This window comes from Spirillospora sp. CA-108201, from assembly GCF_050936235.1.
Lineage (GTDB): Bacteria > Actinomycetota > Actinomycetes > Streptosporangiales > Streptosporangiaceae > Spirillospora.
Genome location: NZ_JBNJNE010000001.1, coordinates 6,061,058 through 6,075,069 on the forward strand (window position 1 = coordinate 6,061,058; position 14,012 = coordinate 6,075,069).

The window sequence follows — 14,012 nt, forward strand, 5'->3', positions numbered from 1 at the left end:
CACTCGGAGAGGCCCCGGCGCGCCTGCCGTACCGCGTCGCGCGCAAGCGGCCCGGCGATCGCCGACTCATGCATACCGTTGCGTGATGGCCATCCCAGCATGGTCGCATCAGCTCGAACAGTGCCACCACCCACTGCCCGTCGCGCCCTGCGCCACTCAGGCGATGTCGTCCAGTGCAAGACCAGCCTTCCCCAGGGCTATGCGAGCACGGTGCAAGCATTCCTCAGCACTACCGGCGTCCACCCGTACGGCTCCCTCGGTGAGCGGACCGCCACTGGTGCGAAAGAGCGTGACCACGTCCATGCCGCGCCCGTACTCGCGGGGCGTGCCCCGATGACCGCCGGCAACGGGCGGCTCCGCGGAGGCGTCGCGACACGCGAACCTGAAGGCCAGGGATTCGTATGACCCCACGCTGCCCCGGGCGTGGCGGGCAGAATGTGGTTCGTGAACGTTCTGGAGCGGTACCGATCCTCGTTGTGCGAAGACTTCGGCGAATCCCTCACCGCGCTCATCCTTGACGACCCCACGTTTCCCGGCTTCGTCAGCGAGGTGCACGAACTGGAGGGCGGCGAGTTGGACGGAGTCGCGTGCGAAGTAGCGTTCCACGCGGTGGAGCACGTGTACGACAACCCGGGTGATTCGGCGAACGACGCCTTCGCCGAGATCAGACGACGCATGCGGGAGTGAGTCCTGTACAGGGGGTGAAGGTGGAGCGCCCCACCGGACGAACGACCTTCACGGGTGCGGGATGGGCTTCCCGGAGTCGGAGTGCCCTCGCCGGAGGCGTTGCCTTTGACGGCTTGATCGTGGCAGCGGTGCGCGGTTCGTGGAGAAGCCGCCGCGAGCGTCGCGGATGGCTCTGAGGCGGCGCGGACCCCCGTGACCGCCGGCGGCTGGGCGACAGAGCGGCGGCGGCGCGATGCGCGGCCCGGCGCCAGGCCGCCCCCTCACGCCATCGCACATGCGCTGGTTCGGTGGTCCTGCCTCTGTCCAGCGTTGCAAACCCGTAGAGAAAAGAGTGCGGTCCTTCCGTGTTGGAAGGACCCGCTACTGCAGAAGGCCGCCACAGTGACGCGGCTGGTCTCAGGTGTGGGGTCTACCGGCTCACCGAGTGCGGCGGTCGACCAGCCCAGGTTCGCGGGAAGTAGAAGTAGTCCCAGGCCCGAACCATTTGCGGAGCGGGTCCCTCGGCGCACTTGCTCCCGCAGGTCGGGATGGTCAGGGAGAGTGCGGTCCCGTTCTTGAGCAGCCACGTGATCAGATCGTTCATCAGAACTCCACTGACTAGACGGGACGGCGCAGCAACTGGGCAGCACCGTCCAACTTGATTTGCATAATTCTCAAGCTGAACTGTCCGGCTGAGAGCTGGTGCAGCCACACCCGTCCACGCGCGATGCGCGGTCTCCGCGCTGGGCGACGCCAGCAGTCCGAGCGCCCCGCCCTTGAAACCAGAGACTGATGATCGGGCCTCCCATGTCTCGAGCGGGCAAGCGCATCGTGAGCTTTCCGGCGGGCATCGTCCCGTTGATCCGGGAACACCTGCGGGCACACGTCCCCGGTGATCCATCGGCGCTCGTCTTCGCGGGCCCAACGGCGGAGTACTGCGGCGGGGCAACTTCCGGCGGGCGTCCCGGTGGCCTCTGGCCGTGGAAACGCTCGGGCTCCCGAACCCGCACTTCCATGACCTTCGGCACACGGGCAACACCCTTGCGGCGCAGAGCGGGGCGAATCTGCGTGACCTCATGGACCGGATGGGGCACGACAGCGTCCGAGCAGCGATGATCTACCAGCACGCGACGTCTGAGGTGGGCCGCGCGATCGCCGATGCGCTCAACAACAAGATCAAGGCAGAGCAGGGCGGCGACGATGACGAGGATGACGGCGGCCTCGGTGGCGCGCCCGCCCCGATGACCTAATCGCACGAACGCCCCCGCCCGTGGTCTGGGCGGGGGCGTTTTCGCTGGTGGAGCCTAGGGGATTCGAACCCCTGACACCCGGCTTGCAAAGCCGATCATGAACCCTTCGCCCGACCTGGCGAACCGCTGACCTGGGCCGACTCGGCGATCTCCCCGTAAGTGACCGTGAGTCCCCCTTGATCACCGCCCCATCGGGCACGCAACGGGCCAGTCGTCCCTCGACCGGTGAGCCACATCTTTATCAGTTCGATCATGGCCAAGGTCACTGGCCGGCTTCGCGGTGGTGACCTCATGGTGAGGGTTGATCACGTGTGGCGACGTCTGCTGATGTTGCTGTCACGGCCGCCGCCTGGCCCATGCACGGGACGTTCTACGAACGAATGTGCTCCAACTACACGGCGTTCCCGTTGGGTTCTCAACCGGATAGGCGGACAATCCGGTCTAACATCGCACCATGATCAAATATGCGGCGGCGTGGCCCGGGATACGGCTCCAGGTGGCCTCGATCGTTGCGGGCTGGGCGACGATAACGGCGACGACGTGGTTGGCCAACGTCTGCAACACAGAGCCGGACGCAGATTACCGATACCGGCTCTGGTTTTGGGTAACGCTGGCCGAGGTGCTTGCGCTCGGGGCTCTGTGGGCTCTGGTGGTGATCGATGCTCGACGTACCCGTGGTGTGGACGCCAGGCCCAGCTCGGTTCGCGTTCTCGGCCTGATGCTCGGCACGGGTGCGTGGCTCTTGGGCGGACTCTGGTTCTTCCTGGGGGGTGTCCTGTTCGGTGGGGTCGCGCTCCCACACGGGATTCACTGCAGCTTGCCCGGAGTCCATGGTCAGTCTCACTGTCTTCCGGTGCCCTTGGGCGAAGCCTTAGGCTTGATCATCGGCCTCTCATCGACCCCCGCTCTGGCGGTCTTGATCGCCATTGGGCGCCGTTCGCCTGTAGCCGCATGGCTGTCGCCGGTCTTGATCGTGGGTCTGTTTGTGCTTGCTCGCTTGCTATGGGGCCCCCGGTACGGTTAGCACCTCGCCCGTGCCCTGCCTGGCATCAGGATCCAGCGGGTTGTCGCGTGGTGCCCGGTCCATGTGGTGCCAGGGGCATGCGGCGTAGCCGCTGTTCTTCCCCCACCTTCCTCCCGGCCCCGACGAGACCTGTACTCAGCGACGGGTTCTGGCCGTCGCCATCCTCGACAGATCGGGGTCGGGGGAGCCCCGCGGATTTCCACGCCAACTTGCAACGTCCCTATACCGGGGATGGCTTGTGCCTGCCTGATGCACCATGATCGGCGGCGGCGCGGCCCCCGTGGCGGCCGGACGGGGCGGGCCGGCGGGCGCGTCGCGATGCGCGGCCCGGCGCGGCCGCCCGGTGACCGGCGCCCACGCCGCACGCAACGGGCACGGAAGCGAAAGAAGCGATCGTGAGAGACGAGAGCCCAGGTCAGGACATGGCGTCCGACCTGGGCTTTTTCGTATGTGGAGCCTAGGGGATTCGAACCCCTGACACCCGGCTTGCAAAGCCGGTGCTCTACCAACTGAGCTAAGGCCCCAGGTCTTCGGTTGTTTGACCTGCGGTGACGCGCGGTCGGCGTGACCGGTGACGATGGTACACCGTGGGAGGAGCGCAAGCTTTCGGGCAGGGTGGCCGATGTCCGGCCTGTCTCGACGCTCAGCGGCCGGAGGCGTTGCTGTGGCCGAGGCGGAGGGAGGGACGCCCCCGGTTTCACTCCTGCCACGGGTGACGTCTTGTTGCAGCCGCCGCGTGTGTGAGTTCGTGTGCTGCCTTGGTGTCAGTGCAGTGATCTGGCGAGCGCTCCGGAGTGGTTGGAAAGGTCGCAGCGTGTGGGCGAACGAGTTGGCTGGGGGCTGCGCTGCGCGGGCGCAGCGTAGGGCCAGGGGAGCTTCGCCGTGCGGCGTCGGCTGGCGCTCATTCCTTCGAGGGAATTGTTGTTATCGGCGGCGCTGGAGCGTACCGGACGGCTCTACGACGGGTGGCTGCCCTACCCGCCGGACCCGGCCGACTACCGGACGGGCCTCGCGGCAGTGCGGTCGGCGGCTGCGGGACGCCCGGCGGGCTCGGTCACTCCGGCGCTGTTCGTCACGGTGTTGGTCAGCGATGACGCGGAAGGCGTGGAGCAGCAGCTCGACTCGTACTGCCGATCCACCTACGGCCTGCCGTACGAAGCGGTGCGAACCATTCAGGTGATCGTCGCGGGCCCGGCCGAGCAGGTGGCCGCCACGCTGTCCCGCTGCACGGAGGCCGGCGCGGAGCACCTCGCCTGCCGCATCGCCGTGCCGACCCTCGCTGCTCAGCTTGAGCAGATGGAGCTCATCGCCGAGGCCGTCCGCCCGGCGCTCCGACTCTGAAACTGTCGAAGGTCGTCGACACCCGGGGGGCTCCGATCACTACGGAGATCTCTCATGCGCCCATGGCCTCAGCAGCAACAGGACCGCCAGGCACAGCGCCGCCTGTGGTCCTGCACCACGCCGAGAGGGTGACGCGACGTCTCCCAGACCTGCCGGTGTCACGGCATCGGCCGCTCCTGCCCGCCGATACCCAGAAGAAAGGCACCGACGGCCTGCGCGACCGCTCTGGCCGACCACCCCAGAATCGGCCGAGCTGAATGAGGTACATCGGGGACTGGCCGGCCAAGTCGAATTGCAGCCGCCAGCGGACTCGGCTACCGGGGTTCGTCCTCACCTATATCTGGCCGGGCATGCCGGACGACCAGCGTCGACAGCAATGCGTCCGGCCAGATCAACCCTCTTATGCGGGAGCTTGCCGCCGTCCGAGGTGTCCTGTGACGAATCGGGCGGCGCGTCCTCCGTGGGCGGCGGTCAGCCGTGGTCGGCGTTGGCGGGGGTGCGGAGGAGGATGTCGGGGAGGTCGGCGATCGTGGGGAGGACGTGGGTGGCGCCCGCGGCCACGAGGCGGTCGTGGTCGTGGGCGCCGGTGAGGACGCCGGCGACGATGGACGCGCCGGAGCGGCGCCCGCAGAGCATGTCGCCTGCAGTGTCGCCGCAGACGGCGATGTTGCGGACGTCGTCCACACCGAGGCGCAGGGCCGCGGTCAGGACGAGGTCGGGCCACGGTCGGCCGCGCGGGACGTCCTCGGGGCAGAGCGTCAGGTCGGCGCGGTCCCACCAGCCGAGGGCGTCGAGGACGCGGGCCTGCGTGCCGCGGCCGAAGCCGGTGAGCAGGCACACGCGGACACCGGCGCCGCGCAGGCGCGCGAGGGCGTCGTCGGCACCGGGCACGGGTGCCAGGCCGCGCCGGTCGATGAGGTCGTGGTAGGACCGCTCGAACGCCAGGTGCGCGGCCTGGGCGCGGGGTTCGTCGAAGAGCGAGCGGAAAATGCCGATCTTCGATCCCCCGCGCGCGTCACGGAAGCGGGCGAGGGCACGGCCGTAGGCCGCCGTGCCGGAGACGATCCCCAGGGTGGCGATCGCCTCGGCGAAGGCGGACTCGACGGTGTCGCCGTCCGCGACGGTGGTCCCGGCGAGATCGAGGCAGGCGACGGTGATCGGCTCTGCTTCGTTCACGCCGGGGCCTGTCGCCGGCGGGTCAGTTGTCGGACGACGTGGCCTCGGTCCACAGGTCCAGCTCGGCGCGGTCCTGCTGGAGCTTGCGCCAGACGGCGAAGCCACCGAGTGCGACGACGGCGAGGACGAGCAGCTTCTTCACGGTGGGACCCCTTCACCTTCGACTATCAAGTCAGAACCGGGGAACGGCTCGATCGGTGTCTGCCTCCCCCAGGCTCTCCGCAGCCTAGCAACCGCGGCCGGGCGATCAGCACCGAAGGGCCCCTCATCGGACGGACATTCGAAGAAGCCTCGCATTTCCCCCTCTCGTCGGAACGCCGGAACGGCCGCATAATCCGGGGGGACGACCTTCGGGAGTGGCCGATGGCGGAAGACGACTTCCGGCGCTGGGAGCGCGAACTGGAGCCGGACGTGCCGGACGAACTGCCCTCCAGGGGCCGCGGGCTGGTGCTGGTCGCGGGGCTGACCGCCACGGCGTGCACGGGCGTGATCGCCCTCGGCGACGTGTCGCTCGGCACCGCCGGGCTCGTGCTCGCGTCGATCATCCTGCTGCTGTGGCGGATCGGAATGTGATCCGCCATCATCTCGGCATGGATCTGCGCGGAGCGAACGTCCTGCTGACCGGCGCGACCGGCGGGATCGGCCAGGCGCTGGCGAGGGCGCTGGCCGGCCGCGGAGCCCGGCTGGTGCTGACGGGGCGCCGCGGCGACGTCCTGGAACCGCTGGCCGAGCGGCTCGGCGCCCGCGCCGTCGTCGCCGACCTGGCGGACCGGGAGACGGCCGAGAGCCTCCTGGACGAGGCGGGCCGGGTGGACGTGCTGGTCGCGAACGCGGCGCTGCCGGCGTCCGGGCTGCTCGCGGAGTACTCGATCGGGGAGATCGACCGGGCGCTCGACGTGAACCTGCGGGCGCCGGTCGTGATGGCGAAGCTCGCCGCCGCGCAGATGGCCGATCGTGGCCGCGGCCATCTGGTCTTCGTCTCGTCGCTGTCCGGTAAGACGGCGTCCGGACACGCGTCCCTCTACAACGCGACGAAGTTCGGTATGCGGGGATTCGCCCTGGCCCTGCGCGAGGATCTGCGCCCGCACGGCGTCGGCGTCTCGACGGTCTTCCCCGGCTTCATCCGGGACGCGGGCATGTTCGCGGAGGCCGGCGTGGCCCTGCCGAAGGGGGTCGGGACGCGGTCGCCCCAGGACGTGGCGCGCGCGACCGTCCGGGCCGTCGAGCGCGACATCGCGGAGATCGACGTGGCGCCCCTCGGGCTGAGGATCGGCGCGCTGGTCGGCGGGGTCGCGCCCGTCCTGTCCGCGGCCGTGCAGCGGCGCGCGGGCGGGCGCCGGATCTCGCAGGGCCTCGCGGACGGGCAGCGCGGCAAGCGGTAGCGACAAACAGGATCTTCCGGCGATAATCCGGGCGGACCCGCTTGATCAGCGGGACGAGCCGGCGCAGCGGCCGGGCCTTCATCCCCCTGCCGCGCGCCCCCCGCGCGAGGAGGGTCTGCGCATGTGGACGGGTAGGAAGATCGTGATCGGGACGGCGGCCGCGGCCGTCCTGCCGCTGATGGCGGTGCCGGCGCGGGCGGCCGAACCCACGGGCGCGACCGTGGTCCCGGTGCAGGTCACCGGCGACCCCGCGAAGCGCTTCAACCTGGTGGTGCTGGGCGACGGGTACACGGCGGCGGACATGCCGAAGTTCCGCGCACACCTCGCCAAGCACCTCAACGACCTGTGGACGATCGAGCCGTTCAAGTCGTACCGCAGCTACATCAACGTGTACGCGGTGGAGACGCCGTCCAGCGAGTCCGGTGTGAGCTGCGACCCGGCGCTCTCCTCACCCCGCCGCAAGACGCCGTTGAGCATGGCCTTCTGGAGCGGCTGCAGAGAGGACGGCATTCAGCGTCTTCTCGTCATGGACTCTGCGGCCGCCAAGACGTACGCGGACCTCGTCCAAGGCACGACTGTAGGGAATCGTCAGATCCTCGCTCTGGCCAACAGCGACACGTACGGCGGTGCGGGCGGCGCCTATGCGACGGCGTCCGGCGGGAACGCGATGTCGGCTCTCATCGCTCCGCATGAGCTCGGCCACTCTCTGGGTGGGCTGGACGACGAGTACGACTACTACCAGCGGGGCGTCCCTGGCGGGACGTACTCCGGTCCTGAGCCCGGCTCCATCCACCACACGCTTCTGACCGAGATGGAGATGAAGGCGCAGAAGAAGAAGTGGTGGCGATGGCTCGGCGAACGCAGCGAGGCCGGGGGCATCATTGGACGGTACGAGGGCGGCCTCTACTCGAGTAAGGGCGTGTGGAGGCCGAGCCAGCACTCGATGATGAAAACGCTCGGCTACTACTACGACCAGGTCGCGCGTGAGCGGATGACGCAGCGGATCTCCGGCAAGGTCAACCTCGTCCAGGCGAACACGCCCACGGAATCTCCGGTGGGCGACGACCGTGTGCTGTGGGTCGAAACGATGCATCCGACCGGCCACCCGTTGTCCGTCGCATGGACGGTCGATGGGAAGACCGTCGGACGGGGCTCGAACCTCGACCTGTCCAGGCTGCACCTTAGGAAGGGCACGCACACGGTCAAGGCGACGGTCACCGACCCCACCGGTTTCATCCGGGACCCCGCCATCCGGTCGTCCACCGCACTCACGCAGGTGCGTGCATGGACGGTCGACACCAGCGCGACCACCCCGTCCGAGAACGTGCCCGTCGGCTTCAGTTCTTCCACGCCGAACGACCAGCCCGTGGGAGGGGATTCCGTCGTCTATGTGGAGACGACACACCCCGCACAGAGCGTGCCCAAGGTGAGCTGGGTGCTGGACGGGCGCCGTGTAAGCGGCGGCGACCGGGACATCGACCTCGGACGGTTCCGTTTGGCGAAGGGCACGCACACCCTCGTCGCACGGGTCGGATCCGACACCCGCACATGGACGGTCGACGCGCAGGCGCCGACAGTGACGTTCGAGTTGTCCAAGGCAGCACAGAGCCAGGTTCGGCCTGGGCGTACGCCTGAATACGTCTTCGACGGTCCCTTCACTATGCGGCTCACCGGCGCGGACGACCGTCCAGGCGTGGTCGTCTCCGAGTTCCGCGTGGACGGCGACGGCTGGTTCAACTACTTCGGCTGGCCGACCGACTCGTCCGCCCCCTGGCTGTTCACCGAGAACGGCACGGTCATCGACAGCCTCACCTACGGCAAGCTCGGCAAGGGCCGCCACACCATCGAGTACCGCGCGATCGACCCGGCGGGCAACGTCGGCAAGCCCGGCAAGTTCATCGCCACCCTCCGCTGACCCCAACACCCGGCACCCCCACCCCCATCACCAACCGCGCCGCCCAGCCCCCCTTCCACCCACCCCACCAGCGTCCACTCCGGTGCGCCCCCACTCCGAGACCGATCCCACCGGGCCCGCTCCACCGCGGGCCCGGTCCACTGCGGGCCCACCCTGCTCCAGTCCGATCCGCTTTGAGCCCACCCCCACTGCGGACCCGATTCGTTTGGAGCCTGATTCGCTGCGGGCTGGGTCCGCTGGGGGCCGCGGCCCAATCTGCGTGAAGGCTGTTGGGCCTGTCCTTCTGCGGAGCCCGACCGACCTGCTGCGTGGGCGGAGGGCCGGCCGTCAGCGGTCGGGCGAGGTGACGACAAAGGCAGGGCCCGTCCAGGCGCGGTCTCAGGACGAGGGTGGGCTCAGTGGTCGGGGGCGGGTTCCGGGGCGGGTTTCGCGGCCGGCTCGGGGGCGTGGGCGGTGGCGCCGCCGTCAGGCAGGGGCGCCGGGCCGCCCGCCCGGGACCTGCGCGCGGTGGCGAGGACGGATCCGCCGAGGATCAGCACGAAGGACGCGATGATCGTCCCGGTGAGGGGCTCGCCGAGGAACGCGACGCCGGCCACGACCGCCACGGCCGGGTTCACGTAGGTGAACACCATGCCGCGGGACGTGCCGACCTCCCGGATGAGCTCGAAGAACACGATGAACGCCAATGCGGTGCAGACCAGGCCGAGGGCGATGAGCGCGGCGAGGACGCGTCCGCCGGGCAGGGCGCTCGGCCAGGTCGCGATGGCCGGGCCGGTGTAGGCGAGCGCGGCGACCGCCAGCGAGAACGCGGCCAGGTGCAGGCTCGGAAGGTCCTGGAGGCGCCGGGTGGCGATCATCGGGGCGATCGCGTACCCGACCGCCACCAGCATGACCTCGCCGATCGCCCACGCGCTGCCGCCGCCGAGGTGCGGCCCGGCGAGCACGCCGACACCGGCCAGGCCGACCAGCAGACCCGCCCATCTGAGGGGCCCGAGCCGCTCGGCGTCCCCGGTGAGCCGCGCGAACACCACGCCGATGATCGGGACCGCGGCGATGAGCAGCCCGGTCATGGAGCTGGTCAGCCGGTTCTCGGCGTCCGACAGCAGCGCCCACGGGCCGAGGATCTCCACCGCGGTGAACAGCAGGAGCGGGCGCCAGTGGCGGCGTACCGCGTCCAGTCGCCCGGACCTGACCGCCAGAGGCAGCAGGATGAGCGCGCCGAGCGCGGTGCGGGTGAACACCACCATGGGGACCGAGACGCTCTCGACCGCCACTTTGATCAACAGATAGGGGATGCCCCACAGCACGCTCATCAGCGCGAACAGCATCCAGCCGCGGCGACTCAACCCGACCTCCGTTCTCCACCGCCCCGCCCGGGCCGCCTCCCGCCCGGGTGTCCGGTGGGGCGGGCTCGGTCGCGATCGGCCCAGGGCACCCGGGATCGCCCCGGGATGGACGTTCAGAATGAAGGTCGGCGAGATGTGCTGTCTTGAACGCTGTTGCGGTAAACGCCCGGGGTGACGCCCAGGACGCGCCGGAACCAGCGGGTGAGATGCGCCTGGTCGGCGAACCCGACGAGCGTCGCCGCCTCGGCGGGACGGTGCCCCGCGTCCAGCAGCACCCGAGCGCGGGCAACCCGGTGCTGGGCAAGCCATGCGTACGGCGGCATGCCCATCGCGTCGCGGAAGGCGCGCAGCAGCTGGTAGCGCGAAAGCCCCAGGTCGGTGGCGACTTCGGCGAGCGTCGGCGGGGCGATCAGCTCGTCGGACAGGCGGGTCGCGACCGTTCTCGCGATGCGCCCGGCCTCGGCCCCGCGGTGGGCGGGGACCGCCTTCGGGCCGGACGCCGCATGGCGCCGGACGAGGGCGCCCAGCACGCCGAGCAGCCGCGACTCGCCCTCCAGCGGGTCCGCGCCGAGCCTCAGGGCGTGGTGCGCGAGGCGCAGCGCCTCACCGAGCCCGCGGTCGTCGATGATCGGGTTCGTGAAGTGCGGTTCGGCCGAGGCCGGTCCGGGCTCCGCGATCGTCGCCGCGCCCAGCAGTTCGGCGGCGGGGTAGAGGCACAGGTACGCGAAGCCTTCCGGACGCGCCGGACCGCCGGTGTGCGCCTCGCCCGGCTCGACCACGACGACGCTGCCGGCGGCCGAGTAGATCCTCTCGCCCCGGTAGAGCATCGTCTCCGTGCCGTCGACGGTGACGCCGATGGCGTACTCGTCATGAATGTGCGGCGCGTAGTGCCGGCGGCCGATGCGTGCCGTCAGCAGATCGAGCGGCGCGCCCTGGATGCCTCCCACGCGCGTCCACAGCGTCCGGTCGACCCCCCGGTCGCCGGACGGGGCCTCCCCCTGCGGCGGCCCGTCAGGCCGAGAAGACGTGCCGGAGCCGCCAGCGGTCCTCGTCACGGCCGAGCTCCACGACGGCCACGCCCTCCACGCCGGTGACGCGGAACCGGTAGACCCTGCCCTCCTGGGCCGATCCGTAGGTCTTCAGCACCGCGTCCACCGCGTAGCGCGCCCCCCGCCACTCGTACGCGGTGAGCCGCCCCGCCGGGTCGTGTTCGGCTCGGACCGGCTCGTTCAGCAACTGCCCCATGCGGGGAGGGTAGCACGCGTTCGAACAAATGTTCGCAGGTCGGAGAGGCCTTCCCGTGCCGGTCGGCCGGGCCTGCGAGCCGATCGGGGCGCGAAGAGCACCGTGCCGCCGGGCGTGGCGCGCCGCTCGCCTCCACGGCACCGAGCCGAGTCACACGGTTCATGAACAGACCAACAGAAGTCACCCCCCGACCTCATCCCGACCACACCCCGCCACCCCCGACAAGCGCCACCGCTCCCGGAGCGCCGCCACTCCCAGCAAGCCCGCACTCCCGGCAAGCCTGGTCACTCCCGGCAAGCCTGGTCACTCCCTGGTCACGAATGACCGCAAGACAGGCACCGACTGTGAAACGGTATTGATCATCCGGCGCTCGGAGTCGGCTGCTCGGGGTCTCCCCGGGCCGGTAACGAAAACACCGCGAGGTGAATCATGTCTCCAGACAGGATCGTCGCCGCCCTGACCTTCGTGGTCGTGCTGGCCACGATGCTCATCACCCACAACGTCGCCGACCACTGGGTCCAGACCAGCGTCCAGGACAGGGACAAGGGACTGCACGGCGAGCACATGTGGAAAGGTCGCCTGGCATGCCTGCGGCACGTCGCGTCCTACACCGTCTGCACCTCGCTGGTCGTCGGCATGGTGTGGGCGCTCTTCGACCTGCGGATCTCGCTGTTCAGCTTCACCCTCGGACAACTGATCTCGGCGGTCTCCCACTACTGGGCCGACCGTCGGACCACCCTGCAGCGCCTGGCCGAACTCGTGGACAGGCTCAGGGGCGCCAAGGGAGAGGACGTGGGGTCCTTCTACCGGCTCGGCGCCCAGCGCGCCGGCAAGGACGACAACCTCGTGCTCGGGACGGGGCGGTACGCCCTCGACCAAGCGTGGCACTGGTGGTGGCTCTTCATCGCCTCCATCGTGACGGCAGTCGCCGCGTGAGCACTCACCACCCAGTGGAGCCGTCCACCGGCACCGCTTCTCGACCGGCCCTCGTACCCACACGTGCGAGGGCCTGTTCTTTTCTTGAAGACCTCTTCCAGCGGAAGGTTCTCGGACACTTATCCACAGGTTGTGGGCAGTCATCGCGCACACCTTCCTCGTCGTCGCAGCAGGGCGTTCCGAGGGTGCGTCCACAGGCGGATCCCCAGAACAGCCGGGCTTTCCACGGCCCGGACGGCGTGTCGAGCGCCGCCCTTCCCATCATGACCCCGGCCACCCGTCCGTCCACAGAATCCACAACCTGTGGATAACTGTCGTGCACAACCTGGGTACGGCCGCGCGACTCCGCGTCCACATTCTTCCCCAGCTCGCCCCCAGCTCGCGCGCTCACTTTTCCACGTCGTGGAAAAGCCTCTGACCAGCAGGGAAACCCGCTTCGCGCCGGCATGTTCCACACCCCGTTCACAGCCTGTGGGCGAACCCCCTCCACAGCTCCACCTCACCGGTGGACAGAGTTGCCCACAGCAATCCCCAACCGCGTCCCCAACACGGCCCTCCCATCAGGGATGACACGACGGCGAACGGCACCCGGGCTCCACAGCGGCGGCCGGCCCGCTGATCGAGGCGGGACGATCAACGTCGGGAGGCGCCGAACCGGGGGTCTCACCCGCGCGCAGGCCCGGTCAGCGCGCGTCCCCGGCCGGCGAGGCCGGGCCGTCGGCGGGAACGGCGGCTTCGAGGTCGGCCAGACGGCCGAGGTCGTCGGCCGGCTCGGACGAGTCGGGCAGGTCGATCGCCCGGGCCTCGGCCGCGAGGGCGCGGACGCGAGGCCAATCCTCCAGGTGAGCGGCCGCGTCGGCGCGCAGGACCAGGGCCCTCAGCCGCTCGGCCGCGGACAGCGCCTCACCGGAGCGCAGCAGCCCGTCGAGGATCCGGGCAGCGGCACGGTGATCCCCCTTCGACTCGCCCAGGAGCGCTGCCATGTGGAAGGCCCGGGCCACCTTCTCCTCCGGGATGGGCGCATGGCTCGTGTCGTTCGAGATGGCCTGGCCGACGCGGAGCTGGAGCCCGTCCGGGTCGCTGAGCAGGAACTGCCGGACGCCGTACGACATGTCCCGCAACGCACCCAGCCGGGGCAGCCCCCGCGCCGGCACGCGGCCGAGGGCCTCGCGGAGCCCGCCGCGAAACGCCTCGTAGAGAGCGTCCACGCCCGTCGTGGTGATGTAGCACATGTTCATGGACGCGGCCGGATCGTGCTTCTTCCACCCGTAGAAGTGCAGTTCGACGTCGCCGCGCCGGACCGCGAGGTACGGGTTGGGACGTGTCTGCCAGGTCGTCTGCTCGAAACCGAGCGACCGGTAGAAGTTCCAGGTCAGCTCTATCGACCGGCACGGAAAAATCGGAATCGCCTTCTCACCCATGGTCGGAGCGTAGGAAGAGCGATAAAGTTAGTCAAGTTTGACTAGATGCCGTGGGCGTCATCCGAGCGCGAGCCGCCAATGACGACGCGGCAGGCGGTCACGGATCGACGGAATCGGCCAAGACGCGGACTCGGGGCCGGCGCATCGGCGACAAGGACGCGTCGTTCAAGCGCGCGAGCCGGGGAGGTGGGGGATGATGTGCGTCATCGCGATCATCGACGCCGCGGCCGCCGCACACCGAGGACGATCTTTACTGGGCGCCGGGACGGAAAGGTCCACGAAGATCGGTGCCGCCGGCGGGCGATGCGGC

15 protein-coding genes and 1 tRNA gene are annotated in these 14,012 nt (G+C 69.7%); 8 read left to right on the top strand and 8 right to left on the bottom strand.

Annotated elements, in window-relative coordinates; genetic code table 11:
• Positions 1–444 precede the first annotated feature (444 nt).
• A complete protein-coding gene (locus ACQEU6_RS29165; RefSeq protein WP_499336253.1) occupies positions 445–687 on the top strand; it encodes a hypothetical protein in 243 nt (80 codons plus the stop codon).
• Between the two features lie 409 nt (positions 688–1,096).
• Here the strand turns inward: ACQEU6_RS29165 and ACQEU6_RS29170 are convergent, their stop codons facing one another.
• The gene (locus ACQEU6_RS29170) at positions 1,097–1,270 is read right to left on the bottom strand and encodes a hypothetical protein (protein ID WP_499336254.1); all 174 of its coding nucleotides are present in this window, start codon (positions 1,268–1,270) and stop codon (positions 1,097–1,099) included.
• 376 nt (positions 1,271–1,646) lie between these two features.
• On the opposite strand from ACQEU6_RS29170, the gene ACQEU6_RS29175 reads away from it, so the two are divergent.
• Together ACQEU6_RS29175 and ACQEU6_RS29180 are read left to right on the top strand one after the other, a co-directional pair.
• On the top strand, positions 1,647–1,916 hold the full coding sequence (locus ACQEU6_RS29175; RefSeq protein WP_499336255.1) for a tyrosine-type recombinase/integrase: 270 nt from the start codon (positions 1,647–1,649) through the stop codon (positions 1,914–1,916).
• 454 nt (positions 1,917–2,370) lie between these two features.
• A complete protein-coding gene (locus tag ACQEU6_RS29180) occupies positions 2,371–2,940 on the top strand; it encodes a hypothetical protein (protein WP_499336256.1) in 570 nt (189 codons plus the stop codon).
• Between the two features lie 451 nt (positions 2,941–3,391).
• Here ACQEU6_RS29180 and ACQEU6_RS29185 read toward each other — a convergent pair.
• Positions 3,392–3,464 (bottom strand) — tRNA-Ala (locus ACQEU6_RS29185).
• Positions 3,465–3,822: 358 nt separating this feature from the next.
• On the opposite strand from ACQEU6_RS29185, the gene ACQEU6_RS29190 reads away from it, so the two are divergent.
• A complete protein-coding gene (locus ACQEU6_RS29190; RefSeq protein WP_499336257.1) occupies positions 3,823–4,281 on the top strand; it encodes an LLM class flavin-dependent oxidoreductase in 459 nt (152 codons plus the stop codon).
• A 471-nt stretch (positions 4,282–4,752) separates the two neighbouring features.
• Here ACQEU6_RS29190 and ACQEU6_RS29195 read toward each other — a convergent pair whose 3' ends face one another.
• Together ACQEU6_RS29195 and ACQEU6_RS29200 are read right to left on the bottom strand one after the other, a co-directional pair.
• Entirely contained in the window at positions 4,753–5,457 is a 705-nt protein-coding gene (locus ACQEU6_RS29195) for an HAD-IA family hydrolase (RefSeq protein WP_499336258.1), read from the bottom strand.
• A 22-nt stretch (positions 5,458–5,479) separates the two neighbouring features.
• Positions 5,480–5,599 carry a DLW-39 family protein gene (locus tag ACQEU6_RS29200; protein ID WP_021592723.1) on the bottom strand — a complete coding sequence of 40 codons (120 nt, stop codon included), beginning with the start codon at positions 5,597–5,599 and terminating at the stop codon, positions 5,480–5,482.
• 221 nt (positions 5,600–5,820) lie between these two features.
• Between ACQEU6_RS29200 and ACQEU6_RS29205 the strand changes: the two genes are divergently transcribed.
• The 3 genes from ACQEU6_RS29205 to ACQEU6_RS29215 all read left to right on the top strand — a co-directional run bounded on the left by ACQEU6_RS29205 (position 5,821) and on the right by ACQEU6_RS29215 (position 8,754).
• Complete coding sequence (locus ACQEU6_RS29205; protein WP_499336259.1) at positions 5,821–6,030, top strand: hypothetical protein; 210 nt, start codon at positions 5,821–5,823, stop codon at positions 6,028–6,030.
• Positions 6,031–6,047: 17 nt separating this feature from the next.
• The gene (locus ACQEU6_RS29210; RefSeq protein ID WP_499336260.1) at positions 6,048–6,839 is read left to right on the top strand and encodes an SDR family NAD(P)-dependent oxidoreductase; all 792 of its coding nucleotides are present in this window, start codon (positions 6,048–6,050) and stop codon (positions 6,837–6,839) included.
• Between the two features lie 121 nt (positions 6,840–6,960).
• Positions 6,961–8,754, top strand: coding sequence for a M64 family metallopeptidase (locus ACQEU6_RS29215; protein WP_499336261.1), 1,794 nt, complete (start codon positions 6,961–6,963; stop codon positions 8,752–8,754).
• A gap of 395 nt (positions 8,755–9,149) precedes the next feature.
• Here the strand turns inward: ACQEU6_RS29215 and ACQEU6_RS29220 are convergent, their stop codons facing one another.
• The 3 genes from ACQEU6_RS29220 to ACQEU6_RS29230 all read right to left on the bottom strand — a co-directional run bounded on the left by ACQEU6_RS29220 (position 9,150) and on the right by ACQEU6_RS29230 (position 11,345).
• Positions 9,150–10,100, bottom strand: a complete 951-nt coding sequence (locus ACQEU6_RS29220; protein WP_499336262.1) for a DMT family transporter — start codon at positions 10,098–10,100, stop codon at positions 9,150–9,152.
• A gap of 113 nt (positions 10,101–10,213) precedes the next feature.
• The gene (locus tag ACQEU6_RS29225) at positions 10,214–11,155 is read right to left on the bottom strand and encodes a helix-turn-helix transcriptional regulator (RefSeq protein ID WP_499336263.1); all 942 of its coding nucleotides are present in this window, start codon (positions 11,153–11,155) and stop codon (positions 10,214–10,216) included.
• Positions 11,112–11,345 (bottom strand): hypothetical protein, encoded by a 234-nt coding sequence (locus ACQEU6_RS29230; protein WP_499336264.1) that lies wholly within the window; start codon positions 11,343–11,345, stop codon positions 11,112–11,114. The genes ACQEU6_RS29225 and ACQEU6_RS29230 overlap by 44 nt, the downstream gene beginning before the upstream one ends.
• Positions 11,346–11,774: 429 nt before the next feature.
• Here ACQEU6_RS29230 and ACQEU6_RS29235 point away from each other — a divergent pair, with 429 nt between their 5' ends.
• Positions 11,775–12,281 (top strand): transcriptional regulator, encoded by a 507-nt coding sequence (locus ACQEU6_RS29235; protein WP_499336265.1) that lies wholly within the window; start codon positions 11,775–11,777, stop codon positions 12,279–12,281.
• Positions 12,282–12,964: 683 nt separating this feature from the next.
• Here ACQEU6_RS29235 and ACQEU6_RS29240 read toward each other — a convergent pair.
• The gene (locus ACQEU6_RS29240; protein ID WP_499336266.1) at positions 12,965–13,702 is read right to left on the bottom strand and encodes a bleomycin resistance protein; all 738 of its coding nucleotides are present in this window, start codon (positions 13,700–13,702) and stop codon (positions 12,965–12,967) included.
• Between the last annotated feature and the right edge of the window lie 310 nt (positions 13,703–14,012).